At 66.5% G+C, this 16,626-nt stretch carries 18 protein-coding genes; 3 read left to right on the top strand and 15 right to left on the bottom strand.

From position 1 onward, the window contains the following. Window positions 1-153: 153 nt before the first annotated feature. Together ABKW28_RS16390 and ABKW28_RS16385 are read left to right on the top strand one after the other, a co-directional pair. The gene (locus ABKW28_RS16390; RefSeq protein WP_348611496.1) at window positions 154-600 is read left to right on the top strand and encodes a hypothetical protein; all 447 of its coding nucleotides are present in this window, start codon (window positions 154-156) and stop codon (window positions 598-600) included. Next, window positions 582-1,172: an EcsC family protein gene (locus ABKW28_RS16385; protein ID WP_300399922.1), complete on the top strand. Its 591-nt coding sequence runs from the start codon at window positions 582-584 to the stop codon at window positions 1,170-1,172. Before ABKW28_RS16390 ends, ABKW28_RS16385 begins: the two co-directional genes overlap by 19 nt. Window positions 1,173-1,226: 54 nt before the next feature. Here the strand turns inward: ABKW28_RS16385 and ABKW28_RS16380 are convergent, their stop codons facing one another. The 12 genes from ABKW28_RS16380 to arsM all read right to left on the bottom strand — a co-directional run bounded on the left by ABKW28_RS16380 (window position 1,227) and on the right by arsM (window position 12,205). Continuing rightward, window positions 1,227-2,696: a PrgI family protein gene (locus ABKW28_RS16380; protein WP_348611493.1), complete on the bottom strand. Its 1,470-nt coding sequence runs from the start codon at window positions 2,694-2,696 to the stop codon at window positions 1,227-1,229. Then, window positions 2,693-3,988 carry a conjugal transfer protein TrbL gene (locus ABKW28_RS16375; RefSeq protein WP_348611490.1) on the bottom strand — a complete coding sequence of 432 codons (1,296 nt, stop codon included), beginning with the start codon at window positions 3,986-3,988 and terminating at the stop codon, window positions 2,693-2,695. The genes ABKW28_RS16380 and ABKW28_RS16375 overlap by 4 nt, the downstream gene beginning before the upstream one ends. Before the next feature lie 30 nt (window positions 3,989-4,018). Beyond that, the gene (locus tag ABKW28_RS16370) at window positions 4,019-4,336 is read right to left on the bottom strand and encodes a DUF6112 family protein (protein ID WP_300399924.1); all 318 of its coding nucleotides are present in this window, start codon (window positions 4,334-4,336) and stop codon (window positions 4,019-4,021) included. A gap of 58 nt (window positions 4,337-4,394) precedes the next feature. Next, entirely contained in the window at window positions 4,395-4,685 is a 291-nt protein-coding gene (locus ABKW28_RS16365; RefSeq protein WP_300399925.1) for a DUF6112 family protein, read from the bottom strand. 42 nt (window positions 4,686-4,727) lie between these two features. After that, complete coding sequence (locus ABKW28_RS16360; RefSeq protein WP_300399926.1) at window positions 4,728-5,819, bottom strand: M23 family metallopeptidase; 1,092 nt, start codon at window positions 5,817-5,819, stop codon at window positions 4,728-4,730. Window positions 5,820-5,828: 9 nt separating this feature from the next. Beyond that, entirely contained in the window at window positions 5,829-6,515 is a 687-nt protein-coding gene (locus tag ABKW28_RS16355) for a cell wall protein (RefSeq protein WP_300399927.1), read from the bottom strand. Window positions 6,516-6,529: 14 nt separating this feature from the next. Continuing rightward, the gene (locus ABKW28_RS16350; protein ID WP_300399928.1) at window positions 6,530-7,534 is read right to left on the bottom strand and encodes a ParB N-terminal domain-containing protein; all 1,005 of its coding nucleotides are present in this window, start codon (window positions 7,532-7,534) and stop codon (window positions 6,530-6,532) included. Further along, a complete protein-coding gene (locus ABKW28_RS16345) occupies window positions 7,527-8,372 on the bottom strand; it encodes a serine/arginine repetitive matrix protein 2 (protein ID WP_300399929.1) in 846 nt (281 codons plus the stop codon). Before ABKW28_RS16345 ends, ABKW28_RS16350 begins: the two co-directional genes overlap by 8 nt. Window positions 8,373-8,774: 402 nt before the next feature. Continuing rightward, window positions 8,775-9,701: a bifunctional DNA primase/polymerase gene (locus tag ABKW28_RS16340; RefSeq protein WP_300399930.1), complete on the bottom strand. Its 927-nt coding sequence runs from the start codon at window positions 9,699-9,701 to the stop codon at window positions 8,775-8,777. A gap of 151 nt (window positions 9,702-9,852) precedes the next feature. Continuing rightward, window positions 9,853-10,305 (bottom strand): heat-shock protein HtpX, encoded by a 453-nt coding sequence (locus ABKW28_RS16335; protein ID WP_300399931.1) that lies wholly within the window; start codon window positions 10,303-10,305, stop codon window positions 9,853-9,855. Then, window positions 10,302-11,408 carry an ACR3 family arsenite efflux transporter gene (arsB, locus tag ABKW28_RS16330; protein ID WP_300399932.1) on the bottom strand — a complete coding sequence of 369 codons (1,107 nt, stop codon included), beginning with the start codon at window positions 11,406-11,408 and terminating at the stop codon, window positions 10,302-10,304. Before arsB ends, ABKW28_RS16335 begins: the two co-directional genes overlap by 4 nt. Further along, the gene (gene arsM, locus ABKW28_RS16325) at window positions 11,405-12,205 is read right to left on the bottom strand and encodes an arsenite methyltransferase (protein ID WP_300399933.1); all 801 of its coding nucleotides are present in this window, start codon (window positions 12,203-12,205) and stop codon (window positions 11,405-11,407) included. The genes arsB and arsM overlap by 4 nt, the downstream gene beginning before the upstream one ends. Before the next feature lie 89 nt (window positions 12,206-12,294). On the opposite strand from arsM, the gene ABKW28_RS16320 reads away from it, so the two are divergent. Then, window positions 12,295-12,639, top strand: a complete 345-nt coding sequence (locus ABKW28_RS16320; protein WP_300399934.1) for a metalloregulator ArsR/SmtB family transcription factor — start codon at window positions 12,295-12,297, stop codon at window positions 12,637-12,639. 7 nt (window positions 12,640-12,646) lie between these two features. On the opposite strand, the gene ABKW28_RS16315 is transcribed toward ABKW28_RS16320, so the two are convergent. From ABKW28_RS16315 to ABKW28_RS16305, 3 genes are all read right to left on the bottom strand, one after another. Then, on the bottom strand, window positions 12,647-15,703 hold the full coding sequence (locus ABKW28_RS16315) for a LysM peptidoglycan-binding domain-containing protein (protein ID WP_300399935.1): 3,057 nt from the start codon (window positions 15,701-15,703) through the stop codon (window positions 12,647-12,649). Continuing rightward, the gene (locus tag ABKW28_RS16310) at window positions 15,700-16,140 is read right to left on the bottom strand and encodes a pilus assembly protein TadG-related protein (protein ID WP_348611488.1); all 441 of its coding nucleotides are present in this window, start codon (window positions 16,138-16,140) and stop codon (window positions 15,700-15,702) included. Before ABKW28_RS16310 ends, ABKW28_RS16315 begins: the two co-directional genes overlap by 4 nt. Then, window positions 16,119-16,626: TadE family protein (locus ABKW28_RS16305; RefSeq protein WP_348611485.1), on the bottom strand; the 508-nt coding region annotated here is incomplete at its 5' end. The genes ABKW28_RS16305 and ABKW28_RS16310, both read right to left, overlap by 22 nt.

The raw sequence follows: 16,626 nt of genomic DNA, 5'->3' as shown, positions 1-16,626 counted from the left end.
CCTCCTGGAGGGCGAACGTCACCAGTCAGGTGAGCCGACGGGCTCGCCACGCGGCTGATGAGCCAGTGGCTGTGAGGCGCTCTTGCCCAGGGAATCAGTCGGACGGCAGTCATAGACTCCGGAGGCGGAGAGCAAACGGAGGACGGTGGGTCGGTGGCGGAGCAGCAAAGCGCGGATCGAATGAGCGCATACGAGCGTGGGGCGTGGGAGAAGAGCCTGACGCGCTTGCACGAGCCGCCGCACAAGGCAGTCGTGCCCAGGAAGGTGCGTGAGATCGCCAGTACCACGACGGAGCGGGCCTCCGATTTCGCTGATGCGCACTTGCCGACGGCCGCAGTCAAGGGAATCGTCGAGAAGACCATGAATGGGACTCTCGAGCTCACCTTCAATCCCGCCCTTCGGTCAGCGAGCGCCGAGGGGGCGCTCCGTGGGTACCAGAAGAAGCACGATGGACTCCTTGGTCTGGACGATCTGAAGCAGTTGGACGTTCGCGACCTTGATCGCTTCAGGCGTCGCAAAGGGTTGTACGTATCGACGTCCGCCGTTCAGGGCACCGCGACATCCCTCGCCGTACTGGCACCGTGGTTTCTACGACCGTAAGCGGAGGCGTTGCGTCGGGCGCCGTGGTTGCAGCAGTAGCTGCAGACACAGTTGCGTCGCTGGCGATGATGGGTCGAAGTGTTGGATCAGTCGCAGTCAGATACGGGTACGACGTCCGGCTTCCTGACGAAGAGCTCTTCGCAATGGGTGTGTTGTCCTTGGGGATAGCGGGGACGCTGGAAGCCAAGCACACGGCGCTCGCTGCCTTGTCGCGACTTACGCAGCAGATGATGCGGCAGGCAACCTGGAAGCAGCTCAATGAACAGGTCATTGTCAGAGTCATCGGGCGCGTGTATCAGGTGCTGGGTATCAAGTTGACTCAGCGAAAGCTTGCGCAGACCGTGCCGTTCGTCGGCGTGGGTATCAACGCTGCGCTCAGCGCGAATATGACGAGGCACGTCTATCAGAGGGCGGAGGATGTGTACCGAGTCCGATTCCTCTCCGAGAAATATGATCTTGACCCGCAGGATTGGGTTCGAGAAGGTCCTGCGGTCGACGAGGATTCGGAGTCGGAATCGGATGTGCTGGATGTAGCGGAGATCCTCGACGAGGAACGAGAGTTGGAAGCATGAGCTTCCGTTTCGCCATCTCGCAGGTCGAACCGCTCGTTTTGAAGCGCCTACGAGTCACACTGTGCGGCACAGCGGCAGTGCAGCGGCGGTGAACGCCTGGGCCTGCTGACCCCACAGACGCCGGGTCTCACACGAGGCTTGGATGGCGGCTTGTTCGATGTCAGCGACGGCGCGTTCGAGTTCGTCGGGGTCGCTGGCGCTGACGGCGATGAGGCCGGTGACGCGGAGGATGCCGTGGCCGGCGGTCAGGTCAGCCTCCTGCTGGAGGACGTCCTGGTATTCGGCGCTGTGCTGGGCGTCTTCGATCTGGCCGATGCGTTGACGTTGGGCGGCGTCGGAGACGTACTCGGTCTTCTTCTTGCGGATGTCGCGGGCGGCTTGATCGGTGCGCAGCGGCGTGTAGAGCAGCGTGAAGGTGCGTCGGATGCCCGAGGACAACAGGACGGGTGCAAGGAACCCGGGGAAGACCAGGGATCGTGGCCATTCGCTGATCCACAGCACGCAGTGGTGTGCGGAGTCCGAGCGCAGCATTGACCAGCTCTCGGTGACGGCGACTGGGCCAGCAGTGGCGAGGTCGCGGCCGACATCTCCGTGACGCTCCAGCGCCGCGCCGACATCGGGGTCGTAGGCACCGCGCAGGATGACGGCGAGTTCGCCGGGGTCGAGCCAGTCAGAAGGGGCGAGGTCGGCTGAGCGCAGCGCGGCGATGATGGTCGACATCTCGTGGCGTAGGACGGCGGCGGCTCCGCGGTTGCCTCCACCGGCTGCGCGGATGGCTCGGTTGGCGGTCTTGAGGTTCAGCGACAACGAGATGGTCGAGGCGTGGCGTTCACCGGCTGGTCCGGCGCGGTCGATGAGTTCGCCGTACGTTGTGGCGGTGAAGCTGTCGTCACCGGAGCCGTGCTGGTGCCACCATTCGGCCAGCCCTTTGCCGGAGTCGGGCAGGGTGCGTTCCATGATCTGCAGGCAGGCGAGCCGTCCCGATCGGCATGCGGTGGCCAGGACTCGGCCCCAGCCGGTGACGCGGCGTTCTTGTTCGAGCGGGTCGAGCAGGATGAACGCTGGATGGGAGACCGCCACGATGGCGGTCAGCGTCGAGCGGTGCGGGTCGTGGACCATGACTGCGCCGGTGTCGGGGTCGAGCCACTGACGCAACCGGGCCGCATCCCCGGGAAGCGCGAGGGTTCCGACCGGTCGTGGGGCGACGACGCGACGCCGGTAGATCAGTTGGCCTCCGGTGGAGCGCCACAGCCAGACACCGACGATGGGCAGCCATTGGATGAGTTTGCGGCCCCCGACGCTGACCCAGGCCAGGGCACTGCAGCAGACGATGACCGGGAGGGCAACGACCAAGCTCGTGCCACCGCCGACGTAGAGGGAGAACACGAGCGTCACGACTCCGATGCCGACCACCACCAGTTGGGAGGCGGTCAGGCCGAACAGGACCCCGCGGCGTGCCAGTCGGGAGAACTTCACCGGCTGCAGCTCGTAGTCGCCCGACCGGGTGGTGTTCGTGGCGCTCATCGTCCGCCTCCCGAGTCATCCGAGCGGCGGCCCGTCATGGCAGGGGTCGGATCGGCGGTGTGGGCCGGAACTGTCCCGGCGGCGCCGGTGGGTGCGCTTGCTTGCTCGGCCTGGCCAGAAGACTGCGCGGCCACGTAGTTGCCCATCTTCGGACCGGTGGTTGCCGCCTCCTTGGCTGCCACGGCACCGGGGGCCCCGACGCCGCCAGCCGCAGCCCCACCCGACGAAGCACCGCCCGCGCCGCTGGTTCCGCCGCCTCCGCTGGGGGCGGCAGCGGGCGCGGGGCCGCGCCCTCCACTGCCAGACCCTCCGTCGTCGCCACCGAGGATCTTCGGGACCACGCCACCCGATCCTCCGCCGGTCCGGATCGGAAGGGGACGGTTCATCGACGACTTGGTCTCCTGCTCAGCCGACATCGCGTGGTACATGTCGAAGCCCATGAAGCTGATCGCCTTGTAGGTCATGTACGGCGCGAACCCGGCCATCAGCATCAGCACGACGCCGGCGATCGGTTCGCTGACCGACTGCAGGTCGGCGTCGATCGGAGCCGAGACCTGGGCGGTGGCGAGCAGAAAGATCACCACGAGCACGAGCTTGGACAAGATCAGTGCGATCACGAAGGTCGCCCACTTGCCGATCCAGCCGCGGGTCTGGTCCCAAGAAGCTCCGGCGAGGGCGATGGGTGCGAACACGATCGCGACGAGCAGCAGGGCCTTGCGGACCAGGAGGCTGATCCACACGATGACCGCGGCGCCGATGGCGAGTCCGGCGAGGAAGATCGTCAGGATTGCGGCCGCGCCGGGGGCTTTGAGGCTGAGTCCGCCGATTCCGACGGCGAGCAGGGCAACGCGGTCGCCCATCTCGTTCATGTTGGTGCCGGCCGCGTTGACGATCCCGATGGTGAGCTGGTCGGTGATTTCCAGTGCGAGGGCGAGGAGGGTGATCGCGACGAAGGACCCGAGGATTGATTTGGCAAGGCCGGTGAGTGCGCGGGTCAGGGCTGCGGGTTCTCGCCGGATCATGCCGCCGATGACTTGGAGGAGGAAGAAGCCGAGCATCACGAAGACCGCGACGCCGAACAGGATGTTGTAGACCTTCATGTACTCGTCGCTGGTGATGTCGACCGACGTGGTGGAGTCGAAGACGTTCCACACGGACTTGAACATCCACTCCGCGGCGTTGCCCATACCCTCGGCGAGCCAGTTGAAAGGGGCGGTGACCAAGCTGGCCGCGGCGTCGCCAGCCTTGTCGCACACCGTGGAGATCACGGGGACGTCGCACACGTCGACCATCGTTCTGCTCCTTCTCGATTCGAGTTCGAGTCAGACCGCTTGGCCGACATTCCAGAAGAAGTTGACCAACGCGACCGAGGCGCCGGTGACGATCGCGGCACCGAGCGCGATGACGACTCCGAATTTCCCGCGCCCAGCCAGGTGCGGGTTAGACGAGTTCGCGCCCATCGCCCACACGACGGCCGAAATGATCAGGGCCAAGACGGCCAGAATCAGACCGACGGTCATGGATGCGCCGACAATCTTGCGGAGCTGCCCGATCCCAGGCAGGCCGTTGGAGTTCGGGTCGATGGTGATGTCCATCGGCAGGAGCTGAACGATCGCGGGCAACAGGTCGAGTTGAAGCATGATTCCTCCTAGGAAGGTCGCAGGACGGTCTGTCCCACAGGTGCGTCAGCGGGCGCGGTCAGAGAGCGGCGCCGACGTCGAGTAGCCAGTTCGCCCACGCGAGCGCCCCACCCGTCAGTGCGGCGCCGCCGAGGGCGACGAACACGCCGGCCTTCGCCTTCGCAGCTGATTGCCAACTGCCGTTGGACGACGAGATCGCCCAAGCTGCGGCGGAGATGATGAGCATCAGACAGGCGAACATCAGCCCGTAGGTCAACAGAGCGCCGATGACAGACCGCATGTCCGCCGACCCGCCAACCGCACCGAAGTCGGGTCCTACAGCACGCTGGATGATCTCGATGGTGGCCATGTTGCTCAGGTGCGCCGAGCGGGCCCAATCGCTGCCTTGCAGTCAGGGGATGGCAGTGAAGTGCAGGTGATCGTAGTGGCCGCCGGTGATGCTGGCGGGGTCGTGCATGCCTCCGCCGTTGTAGGGCCGCCAGCCTTCGGCTGACCGTGCGACGGACCAGATTTTCCCCTGCCAGATGAGGTACTGGACGCCGAGCGTTTCGGCGTTGGCCTTCATCCAGTTGGTGACTTTCCAGCCCAGGTCGAGGGCCGGTCCTTGGGCGGCCACGCCGATGGAGTTGCCGAAGGTGCCGTCGCAGGCGCGGCCCAGGGAGTGCTCGGAGGGTTGGCCCGGGCGAGGGGAGAAACACGACCAGGCAGCGGTGGGGAACTGCTGACGGACTTGGGACAGAATGTGCGCGGTCCGTTGGGTGATCTTGCCGGTGGTGGTCGGGTCATCGACCATCCCGGTGGGGTTGACTCCGTTGTACGTCGTCGCGTCTCCGTCGGGTCCGCATTCGCCGGTGGCGCTCGGCGTGCTGGCGGCCAGGTCGACGGCTCCTTGCGCGTTGAGCCAGGGCACTGGGTCCGCGCTGGCGGCGTTCGCGCCGCCCGGACGCAGTTCGAAATGCAGGTGTGGCCCGGTGGCGTATCCCGTCGAGCCGACGGAGGCGATCTGTTGGCCGGCGGTCACGCGATCGCCAGCTCGGACGATGATGCTGGCCTCGGTCATATGCGCGTACCCGGTGGCCACGGTCTGCCCGGCGGCGGTGTGCTCGATCAGGATCAGGTTCCCGAAACCCGCCGACCGACCTGCGGAGGCGACCCGGCCGTCTGCCGCAGCGAAGATCGGCGTTCCCGATGGGGCGGCGAAATCAACGCCCGAGTGCAGCTTGTAGATGCCGGTGATGGGGTGGAGACGCATCCCATAGTTGCTGGTCTTGACCCAGGTGCCGGCCGGAAGCGGGAACACCACCCGTGACGACTCGCCGACCGGCGCCGGCGTCGCGTTGTCGTTCTTGCCGAAGAAGTTGACCGATGTCAGCGGCATGCAGGATGCTTCGGCTGCCGGATTGAGGATGGCGGTGAGTGACAGCAGGATTGCTGCAGGTCCCACCATGAGTGCGACGAGTCCGCCAATGACGGCCTTCTGCATGGGCCCCACCTACTCCAGCGGCTCGTCGAGCAGCGAGAGTCGCAGCAGCCGGCATTGTTCGTACGTCGGCCCACAGGTCATAAAGACGGTGAACGCCACGTCGTGCTGGCTGGCGACAGGTTCGCCATCCCACAGGCCGTCGCGGTGTCGCACTCCGGTGATCGTGTAGGCGGTCGTCCCGGGCGCAAGGGCACCACCGGCCTGGTCCAGGGCCGTGTCCCACTTGGCAGGGATCTCGACAGTCTCGATCTCGATCCACTGGCGCGTCTCGTACTCACGCAGGTCGATCCAGATCTTCTCCGCCGGTAGATAGGCGTCGACGTCGCTGATCAGCCCGGGTGAGGACTCGCCGGTCGGGTCGGCCACGGTCGCGATGCGCTGCAGGTACGCCGCCCGCGGTGCCAACGATGAGGTGTCCCAATCGAAGATCGCGTGAGCCACTAACTCGGCGAACTGCTCCGGATCTGTGACGGGCAACAACTCCGGCAGGGTGCCGTCGTCGGGTGTGCCGGACGGAACCGCCTCCGAGTCAGGCGCGTGGGAGATGGACTGCGTGCTGGGCTGAGCGGTGTTCGTCGACCCGCGGGTCAGCAGCGCGTAGGTGACTGCAGAGATGAGAAGAAGGGTCGTGACGATCGCCAGGACGATGAGACGGCGCCGACGAAGGTCGGGATCGTAGGTGGGGGAGCGGAGCATGATCAGGTTCCTCCTCACGCGTCCACGAGCGCGTCGCTCGGCTGGTTCTCGCGTGCCTCGCGCGCGGCTTCGGCGAAGGCCACTGATTCGGTGAGGGTCTGCTGGAAGGAGTCCCACTGTTCGTCGGTGAGTTCACGGCCGACCTTGATCGGGTCGTACCGATTGACCCACCCGGCCAGGTCGTCCCACATCAGTGTGAAGGAGTGCACGGAACGACGGGCGGCCTCGGCGGCAGCCTCGCGCTTGAGCCGGTTCTCCCGGATGCGCCGTGCTCGATCTGCCTTGGCTTGGACCAACGCCCGAGCAGCCAGTTCCTCCAGGTCCTCGGTCGACTCATCGTTGTCTGGTGCCTGTTCGGCTGCGGCGATGGCGGCTCGGACTCGCTGATAGCTGGGGTCGACTGCGCCTCCTTCGCGGATCCGCTCGAGTTCTTCTTCGGCGACCTTGCGCACCGAGGTGGGCGTCGCCTCGTCGGCGGCGATGCTTTCGATCGTGCATATCTGTTCGAGTCGCGTGTGCGATGCAGAGTTCGTGATCGCCTGGGCTGCCTGGCGAGCAGCTTTGCCGGCACCCAGTTGCGGTGGTCCCGAATCGGGACCACCGGCGCCCTCCTCCCCGTCTTCGGCACCGAACCGGGTGGCCCGCTGACGGCGGGCTGCATCCTCAGCTAGGAGTTCTTTCAGTTCCCGATACAGCCGTGCAGCATCCAGCGGTGAGAGGGGCCGGTGCATCGTGTTCTCGTCCTGCTCGGCCAGCAGTTGGGTCAGGTGGTCCGAGACCCCGGTTCGGACCCAGACCCGCAGAGTGGGCCAGCCCAGCTGCTTCACGGCCGCTAGCCGGCGGTGTCCGCACACCAGCATGCCGTCGGGAGTGATGGTGACCGGCTGCAAGAGTCCGAGGCGTTCGATCGACCTCATGAGGGGCGCGAGGTCTCTCTCGGCGTCGGAGCGGTGCCGTACGCCGACCTTGATGGAGTCCACACGACGCTCCAGCTCGATGTGCCCGTGCGCGTCAGACATGGGAGACCCCCTCATGGCTGGGTGCGGTCGTCTCGAAGACGTCGGCGAAACACGGCACGCCGCTGAGTTCGCCCGGCAGGTAGCCGAGCGCCAGCAGTTGCAGGAGCCCGCGGCCCTCGCGAGCGCGTTCGTGCGTGGGGAGCTGGTTGCCCAGAAGCGCCTGCAAAACGGCGATCCAGTGATCGTGCGACAGGTCGAGCAACGCCTCGGCGTGGTGATCACGCGTCAGGCGGGCGTACGCCGTGGCGCGATTGCCCGAGCGGATCAACTGGCTGCAGACGTACTCGACGCATCCCGTGGCCGTGGGTTGTGGCCATCCGTTGTCGACCATGATCGACGCGGCGTGCTCGGCTGCGACCCACGCGTTAGTCGGCTCGTCCGCGTCTGGTTCCTCAACTGCGTGGTCGTCGTACTCGTCGCCGAGATCGTCGGTGACGTGGAAGGCCGGGTGGTAGTCAGTGAGGTCGTTCTCGCGTTCACCGATCCGTTCCGCGTCGTGGTGAGCCGCGACTTCGGGACGGCGTGCCTGGTGGTTCGAGCACAGCAGTCCTTGGGCGCGGGCCTCGTAGATCAAGGTGACTTGGACGGCCCGGGTGACGACCGCCCATGGGTCGATGGCGGTCCGGACCGCGCGGGTCCGCATCGCTTCGAACGCGGCATAGGCAGCGTCTTCGGGAGCCAGGTCGTACTTGCGTGCCAGGGCGGCGTACTTCTGGGTCGCGAACTGGATCAGTTCGTGCGCGTCCGGGTCTTGCTGCCAGGTGCCGGTCGGTGAGTAGTGCAGTCGCACGAGCAGGAGCCGCAGGCCCTGCGCGGTGGTGAACGATGGCGTCTTCACAGCTCCACTCCTTCGTGTGCAGGGGGCGTGGCTGGCCTGGCGATCGCCGACCGACTCGTGCGGTGCCCCGACTTGGCCACGGAGGACGGGGCGCGCCGGGCTCGAGTAGCCAACGCTGTTTGCAGGTCGATGCCGCGACCGGCAACGGGTGAGCCGACACGCATGGCGAGTTCGGTGGGGCGCACCCAGGCGATGCCGTGGGCGCTCTGCTGGCTCGGCATGAGTGGCTGTTGGGAGGGATCGCGCCGCACCGCCAGCGATGGAGGTTCAGCCGACTGAGTGGCCTTGGGGTGAGGCGCGGCTTCATCAGGAAGTCGGTCGAGTCGTCGGTCGTAGGGGTCAGGTCCGTTCATGGAAGGTTCCTCGTGAGGTCTTGGTGGGTCGGCGGGTCGGGGGTGAGCGTCAAAGGCGCACCCCCTCAGTCGTTCGGGAAGGGCCCAGGCGTTCACCCGCCACAGACGGAGGTCCCAGGCGGTTGGCGATGCGGTAGGCCGAGCGGATCGTGGTCATTGCCTCGCGCTCGGTCAGACCAGCCGACTGGGCAGCCTCGCCCAGCACAGTGGCTGTGACGTCGAACCGTTCGCCCGACTCGGCCATGCGGCACGATGCCCAGAACAGGCCGTGATTCCTTTCGCCCTCACTCCGCGCGGCGACCCAGGATGCGAGCCGATCCGGGCGAGCTCCGCGGGTCGGCAGATCAGCTGGCGGACAGGTCGGGCGGGGCGGTTCCAAGAATCGACGGAGCGTGTTCGCGTCGACAGCATCGGGTTGGTGCGCGGCAACGTTGACGACTCGATAGGTGCGAGCTTCGCCATCGGGCTGGATGACGGTGGATGGCGGCAGTACGACGTACCCGCCGTCGCCGCGGAAGTCGACGTGTCGTCCGGGAACTTGCCATGACCGCTGCTCGACCGAACCCGTCCGTAGAAAGCACGCGTGCATGCCGCCCGAGGGGGTCGAGACGACCCACGCCGGCGCGCCAAGGAGGCCGGCTGACCGAGCCTGCTGCAGCGCGTCGAAGCCGCTGCCGGAGGCATGCACGTCGATGTCCACGACATCGACGCCTGACGCGAATCCGGTCGGCATGGCCACGTTCGCGTCCGGCCACCGGCGCCACCATTCGGCCACGACGGAGGTGTCGGTCGAGGCGTCGTGGAACCCGTGCTCGGTGAGCGGGTTCTTCTGAAGCGGAACGCACGGGAATACCGGAATGCCCGCGCAGGCGAGCACCGTCGCAGCGTCCGCGGGTGTCGCAGACTGCTCCAGTTCGGCCACCAGCGCTGGAGACCAGCGTGGGGACTTGGTGGCGTGGAGGGTCGAGTCGGTCATGGGCTCGACGATCCTCAGAACCCGTATCCGACGTCGTACCCCTTACCCGCCGGTAGTGGTGGGGGTACGCCCGTACCTCTACGCGTTTGTGCAGGTCAACGGGCGTACCCCCAATTGAACGGCCCAGTGGCCAAGTTGCTTGCGGTGGCGCTCAGGCGAGCAGGGAGGGTGGGAGGTTGTGGTCGGGAACGAGTTCGTGGATGAGGTTGCGGACTCGGGTGTCGATGTCGGTGATGATGCGGCGCACGGTGGTGTCGTCTTGGCCTTTGGGGTCGTCGAGGGGCCAGTCGCGGTAGTGGGCGCCGGGGACGTAGGGGCAGTTCTCGCCGCAGCCCTGGGTGATGGCCAGGTCGCTGGCGGCGATCATGTCGGCGGTCAGGAGGGTGGGGTGTTCGTTGCTGGTGTCGAGACCGAGTGACTCCAGGACGCGGGCGACTTCGGGGTGGATGTCTTCGCCGGGTTCGGTGCCGGCGGACAGGGCGACGATGCGGCCTTGGGCGTAGTGCTCGGCGAGTAGCCGGGAGGCCACCGAGCGACCGCCGTTGGCTCGGCAGGCGAACACGACCTGGGGACGCGGGCTCTGGGGGGTGAGAGGTTCGGTCATGGTCGTGCCTCGGTGCTCGATGTGTCGATGGTGGATGTCGGGAAGAAGCGTCGGGTCCAGAGGCTGACGTAGACGAGTCCGACGAGGATGGGGACCTCGATGAGGGGGCCGACGACGCCGGCGAGTGCTTGGCCGCTGGTGACGCCGAAGACGGCGATGGCCACGGCGATGGCGAGCTCGAAGTTGTTGCCTGCGGCGGTGAACGCGACGCTGGTGGAGCGTTCGTAGCTCAGGCCGACGCGGTGCGCTAGCAGCATGGATCCGCCCCACATCAGGGTGAAGTAGATGACCAGGGGCAGGGCGATGCGTGCGACGTCGAAGGGCTGGTTGGTGATGGCGTCGCCCTGAAGGGCGAACAGGATGACGACGGTGAACAGCAGCCCGTACAGCGCCCACGGTCCGATCCGTGGGAGGAACTGGCTTTCGTAGCGTTCGCGGCCCAGTCGGGCTTCACCGAGCCGGCGGGTGAGGTAGCCGGCTGCCAAGGGGATGCCGAGGAAGATCAGCACGCTGCCGGCGATCTGCCACGGGGAGACGTCGAGTCCGGTGCTGGTCAGGCCGAGCCAGCCGGGGAGCAGGTCGAGGTAGAACCAGCCGAGGAGCGCGAAGGCGAGGACCTGGAAGACGGAGTTGATGGCGACCAGGACCGCGGCGGCTTCGCGGTCGCCGCAGGCCAGGTCGTTCCAGATGATCACCATGGCGATGCACCGGGCGAGGCCGACGATGATCAGTCCGGTGCGGTACTCCGGCAGGTCGGCCAGGAACACCCAGGCCAGGGTGAACATGAGTGCGGGGCCGATCAGCCAGTTCAGCACCAGCGACAGGATCATGGTGCGGGTGTCGCGGGCGACGTGTCCGACTTCGTCGTAGCGGACTTTTGCCAGGACCGGGTACATCATCACCAGCAGCCCGATCGCGATCGGCAGTGACACTGATCCGATGGTGATGGTGTCGAGGGCGTCGGCGATGCTGGGTATCCACCGGCCGAGCAGGAGGCCGGTGACCATGGCCAGCCCGATCCACACCGCGAGGTACTTGTCGAGAGTGGACATCCGCGCCGGTTTCCCGATCGCGGGTGCCGGTGTGGTGTTGCTGGCGGTCATGCGGCCGGTTTGGTGGCGCGGATGATGGCCCCGTGCATGCCGGGGACCGCTTCGTGGGTGAACTCCACTTCGGCGTCGATGAAGCCGGCCTCGGCCAGCCCCGTCAGGTATTCGGCGCGGGACAGCGCACCGGCGATGCACCCGACGTACGAGCCGCGTTCGGCCCGATCGGTGGCAGTGAGGTGGTCTTCGGCGACGACGTCGGAGATCCCGATGCGACCACCGGGCGCCAGGACACGGTGCATCTCGGCGATCACCTTGGCTTTGTCGGTCGACAGGTTGATCACGCAGTTGGAGATCACCACGTCGACTGTCGCATCGGGCAGGGGGATGTCTTCGATGGTGCCCTTGAGGAACTCCACGTTGGTCGCGTTCGCCTTGGCGGCGTTGCTGCGAGCCAGATCGAGCATTTCGTCGGTCATGTCGACGCCATAGGCGAAACCGGTCTCGCCGACTCGACGGGCGGAGAGGAGTACGTCGATTCCACCACCGGATCCCAGGTCCAGGACACATTCGCCGGGCTGGAGTGCCGCCACCGCGGTCGGGTTGCCGCACCCCAAGCTTGCAGCCACTGCTTCTGCGGGGAGTTCGGACTGCTCGCCGCTGCTGTAGAGCGCCGCGCCGAAGGACTCGTCGACTTCGGTGGTGCCGGAGCAACAGGATGACTCGCCACACGACTCCTCGATGACCTGCAGGCCGTCGTTGAGTGCGGAGTTGGAGACGCCGCTGTTCACTGCGTTCGCGGCTTGGGCATAGCGGGCGCGAACCTCTTCTCGTACGTCGTTGCTGGTCGACATGGAACCGCTCCAATCGCATTGATGAACGTCGATGCATCGAGAATGATCTATGCATCGACGTTTGTCAATGCGTTGAGTAGAGTGGGCTCATGCCTAAGTCATTGCCGCTGCTCGAGGAGGCCACCGTGTGTTGCTCGTCGGTCACTGGCGGTGCTCTGGATGTCGCGGAGGCTGAGCGTTTGGCGCGGATGTTCAAGGCGCTGGGTGACCCGACGCGGGTGCGGCTCCTGTCGATGATTGCAGCGGCCCCTGGTCAGGAGGCCTGCATTTGCGACTTGGTCGAGCCGGTCGGGCTTTCGCAGCCGACGGTCTCGCATCACATGAAGCAACTGGTCGATGCCGGCATTGTCGAGCGAGAACAACGTGGGCGCTGGGCTTACTACCGGCTCATCGGCGACACGCTCGCCGCTCTCAGCGGAGCATTGCGTCCCTGAGACTTCGTCAGGCCCCGTTCCTCCTAGTTGGGTTCAGCCGCTTGATCGCTTCTGCGGTGTGGTCCGGCAGGTCGATGGGGCCCAGTTTGTCGTCAGACCGGCCGACGACTGCCTCGTCGAGGTACTTCCGTGCTGCTGTGTCATGGCCTTGCGCCATGAGCACGGCAGCATGATCGACGCGGGCGACCTCGTCAAAGGGAGCGGCGTTGGTCGCGACTTCCACGACCCTTGCTGCGCGGTCCAGATCGCCCGCCTGAACCGCGGCGGCTACTACATCGTGCGAGACGTCGACGATCGCGCAGGCCAAGATTTCGTCATCGCGAGACTCGGCGTCGAGTAACCAGCTCCAACCTGTTTCGCGGAGGTCGGAGAACGGTGGCCCGTCGACGAGCCGGAGAGCGGTGTCGAAGTCTTCTTGGCCCTCGTCTCCGCGGGCCTGGCCGCGAGCTCGAAGGCGTCGGAACAGGTCAGCGTCGACGAGCACGTCGTCGACTTGATAGGTCCAGACTCCCGCTTCGCCGGCGGCTCGTGTTTGTGTTGCGGGCGGCAGGTAGGGGCGGCCGGTGTGCGGGTTGTCGCCGAGCCACTTGCGGACCACGCCGATGTCGATGCGGACCCGGTCCTTGCTCATGGAGAACGCCTCAGCGACTTGCTGGGATGAGACCCCTTCGGGGTGCATGGCCAAGTAGGTGAGGAGCTCGACGTAGTGAGGCTTGCGGCGAGCGACTGCTGCTGGGTTGCCGTGTGCAGTGGCGCGCACGGGTCCGAGTATGTGCAGCTTGGGGACCCGGCTGTCACCGTCGAACCACGTGGCGACGTCCTCGTCGAGCAACGCATCGAGTACCGCGGGCGCTTCCTGCTGCGCGGGGTAGGAGGACTCATCCACGGTGTCGGGCTGAGCTGCGGCATCGGCGGTGTCGTCAGCTGTGTGCAGGACTTCCTGGGCTGCGGGCGGGGCGTCGGCGTACGCTGTCACGAGGTTCCCCGAGCGGTCAGTCGCTGCTCGCCATGCCGGCTCTTGAGAGTGCTGGCTGGGCGGCGGTACTGGAGCAGCGTCACGGGTGACTGCGACGATGGCTGCGGTCGCGGCGGCCTCGTCGGTCGTGAGTCCGGCGCTGGTGAGGTCGAGTCCGAGATCTTGGATGTGCAGGCGGCCGTCCCCGGTTAAGTGGAACGAGACAGCATCGGGGACAGGGGTGTCGCTTGAGGTCACCACAGTGGCGCCGAGCCGGCCGGTGTTGTTGGCGATGACTCGGATCAGCGGCTCGGCCACCTCGACGTTGCTCGCGATGACGGCGTGGAACATCTCAGGCTCGTTGTCACCGCGGGTCGCAAGCTCAGCCGTGAGTCGGTCGAGGACCCCGACGTCGCCGGGCTCATGGTGGTGGAGTCGCGCCGGATCGAGGTCGGCGAGTTGGGAGGCGACGCCGACCGTGTCGATGTCGGTGAGCAGGCTCCACGGGCTGAGCGTGAGTTCGGCGGTCATGGAGCGCGCGAGTGCGGCTGCCACTTCCTGGTCACCGGTGAGTGCGATGGTGCCGAGTTCTTCCAGGTTGGCCAACACCAGGTGCCCGTCGTCGGTGGCGCCGATGGTGCACAGCAAGGGCCAGGGCGCCGGGCTTTCGGGGTCGGGGAGCGGTTGGTCGAGTTCGAAGGTCCAAGCTTCGTCTGTGCCACTCCATCCGGGCGGTGGCGCGGCCGGTTCGGCGAGGTGGAGAATCACATGCTGGTCAGCGAACTCGATGTGCTGGAGTCGAGGCCGCGGCTGGCGCGTCAGCTCTAGCTCGTCGGCGAGGTGCCGTAGCAGGCGGTCGAGGTCCTGGAGTCGCGGCACCGTGCTGGCGCTGAGGCGTGCGGTCTTCTCGGCAGCGACCAGGTCCTGGGGAGGTGGTTCGATTACTTCGCCGGGGCTTCGGTAGCGCAATTGGGTACGGCGCTGGGCACGCAGGACGAGGAAGAGAGATCCTGCGAGGACGGTGCCGGCGCCGGTGAGGCCGGGCAGCAGCCAGGTGGGTGGACCGGAGATCTGGTCGACGTCGCTGGATTCCTCTTCGGTGGCTGTGTCTGCCGGTGCTTCGAGGTCGAGGGGTGGGGGAGCGGTTGTGGCTTCTGGAGGTGCGGTGGGTGCGGTCGCCGATGGAGGTTCCGGAATCGGATCATCGGGTGGGGTCTCCTGTGGCGGCGTCTCGACCGGTGGCGCGTCGTCGGGGATCTCGAGTTCCCAGCCCGGGTAGATCAGATCGGGATCGGTCAATGTGCGGCCATCGGGTTGAACGATGTCGTCGGAGGCTTCGAAGATATCGTCGTAGCGGGTCGGGTCGCCGAGCTCCTCATCGGCGATGTCCCACAACGTGTCTCCGGGTTCGACCACGTAGAGGTTGTCGGGATCGACCGCCGTGGTGGCTTCGCTTGCGGGGAGTTGCAGCACCGTGCCGGTGGTGAGGAATTCCGGTCCGTCGGGGAACAGGTCGGGGTTGAGGTCGACGATGTCGGTGAACCGAGTGCCGTCGCCGAGGTGCGCTTCGGCGATCTTCCAGAGGCTGTCATGGGCCCGGGTGGTGTACGACGCCGTCGCAGGAGCGGACTTCGCGGGGAGGACTGACGGCGAGGTTGCCTCATCGATCGGCTCTGCAAGAGATGCAGCAGGAGTCGGAGCCTGGACCTCAGTGATGCTGTCGGCGTGTGCCGGGGTAGCAGCCAGGGTGATGCTGAGCGGTTGTGCGACGGCGAACAGGACCGCGGCCGAAGCAACCAACTGGGATGCCAGCTGCTGCCCGGCTCCGAGACCGCGCAGTTGTGGTGCGCGCACGCCACGTACGGCAGCGACGATCTCGGTGAGCAGGCAGAAGGCCATCACAGCCCACGCGGTCCACGCGGTGGCGCCGATGATGATGAGCGCGACGCTGCCGTCGTCCGGGCTCAGCAGCCTGAGCCGCAGATCAGCCAGGTCGACGGTCCACGGAGTGGCGCCCAGGGCGATGAGCAGCAGCGGCACGCCGGCGAGCGCGGCCACGATCAGGAGGGCGGCAAGAAGGCCTCGGGCACGGGGATGGGTGCGATTCATCGCTCGACTCCTCCGGTTGTTCTGATCAGGCGTGCTGACGCGTCACCGGTGACCGTGAGATTTCCGATGCCGACCATCGACAGGAAGGTCGGTTCGTAGGTGTCGGTGACGCGGACGACCAAGGTGGTGCCGCCGGTGATCGTGACGGTTCCCTCGACCCCAGCGGCGACCAGGTACTGCTCCGCTGCACGTCGGGCAGCGGCGGTGTCGAGGGCGACGTAGCGGCCTTCCACCGCCGGAGCCGCCTCCACCTGCTGTCCACCGGCGCGGGCTGCTTGGGCGGCGACGTCGTGAGCGCGCTGCTGCGCGTGGACCTGACCGCCGAGGTCGACGGCCAGGCCGACCAGCGTCATCATCACGATGGTCGCGGTGACGACCCAGATGCTGATCGAGCCGCGTTCGTTGTCGTGTCGTGTCATGGCGATCGCTCCCGCCACGTGTCGAGCGGGCTGGTCATCGTGGCCGAGATGGTCCGGGTGCCAGGCACTCCGGGAACGGACAGATCTGAGAGGTCGAGAAGGCACGAAACGGTGACGTCGACCTGTGCTGGTGTGCCGACATCGTGGGAGAACTGCTGGGTGTCGATGGCGACGTCGACGCGGAGGCAGTTGATGCCCTGGTTGGCGAGGTTGGTGACGGCCGCGTCCTTCGCTGCCTTCTTGGCGTCGGCCTCGACCCGGAGGATGGAGGCCGAACGTGCTGCGTCCGCGGCGGCGGACTCCAAGGAGTGACGTACGACGGCAGTACGGCCGCCGAAGATGATGAGTCCCACGAACAGTGCGAAGGCCGGTACGGCGATGGCGGCCTCGATCGAAGCAGATCCCCGGTCATCTCGGCGTTTCATGGTGTCCCTAGTGCCGTGAGTTCTCTGAGCATCTGAACTCCTCTCGTGGCCTGCGTCCCTGCTCAGCGCCCGCATCCGA

Origin of the sequence: Nocardioides sp. 31GB23 (assembly GCF_040012395.1) — a bacterium.
GTDB classification, from domain to species: Bacteria; Actinomycetota; Actinomycetes; order Propionibacteriales; family Nocardioidaceae; genus Nocardioides; species Nocardioides salarius.
Note: the sequence above shows the minus strand (reverse complement) of the source record. Positions and strands in the feature narration are given on the sequence as shown.

Coding starts and splice junctions, on each gene's coding strand:
- ABKW28_RS16380 (WP_348611493.1), bottom strand. CDS start 2,696: ATGAGCGCCACGAACACCACCCGGTCGGGCGACTACGAGCTGCAGCCG.
- ABKW28_RS16375 (WP_348611490.1), bottom strand. CDS start 3,988: ATGGTCGACGTGTGCGACGTCCCCGTGATCTCCACGGTGTGCGACAAG.
- ABKW28_RS16370 (WP_300399924.1), bottom strand. CDS start 4,336: ATGCTTCAACTCGACCTGTTGCCCGCGATCGTTCAGCTCCTGCCGATG.
- ABKW28_RS16365 (WP_300399925.1), bottom strand. CDS start 4,685: ATGGCCACCATCGAGATCATCCAGCGTGCTGTAGGACCCGACTTCGGT.
- ABKW28_RS16360 (WP_300399926.1), bottom strand. CDS start 5,819: ATGCAGAAGGCCGTCATTGGCGGACTCGTCGCACTCATGGTGGGACCT.
- ABKW28_RS16355 (WP_300399927.1), bottom strand. CDS start 6,515: ATGCTCCGCTCCCCCACCTACGATCCCGACCTTCGTCGGCGCCGTCTC.
- ABKW28_RS16350 (WP_300399928.1), bottom strand. CDS start 7,534: ATGTCTGACGCGCACGGGCACATCGAGCTGGAGCGTCGTGTGGACTCC.
- ABKW28_RS16340 (WP_300399930.1), bottom strand. CDS start 9,701: ATGACCGACTCGACCCTCCACGCCACCAAGTCCCCACGCTGGTCTCCA.
- ABKW28_RS16335 (WP_300399931.1), bottom strand. CDS start 10,305: ATGACCGAACCTCTCACCCCCCAGAGCCCGCGTCCCCAGGTCGTGTTC.
- arsB (WP_300399932.1), bottom strand. CDS start 11,408: ATGACCGCCAGCAACACCACACCGGCACCCGCGATCGGGAAACCGGCG.
- arsM (WP_300399933.1), bottom strand. CDS start 12,205: ATGTCGACCAGCAACGACGTACGAGAAGAGGTTCGCGCCCGCTATGCC.
- ABKW28_RS16320 (WP_300399934.1), top strand. CDS start 12,295: ATGCCTAAGTCATTGCCGCTGCTCGAGGAGGCCACCGTGTGTTGCTCG.
- ABKW28_RS16315 (WP_300399935.1), bottom strand. CDS start 15,703: ATGAATCGCACCCATCCCCGTGCCCGAGGCCTTCTTGCCGCCCTCCTG.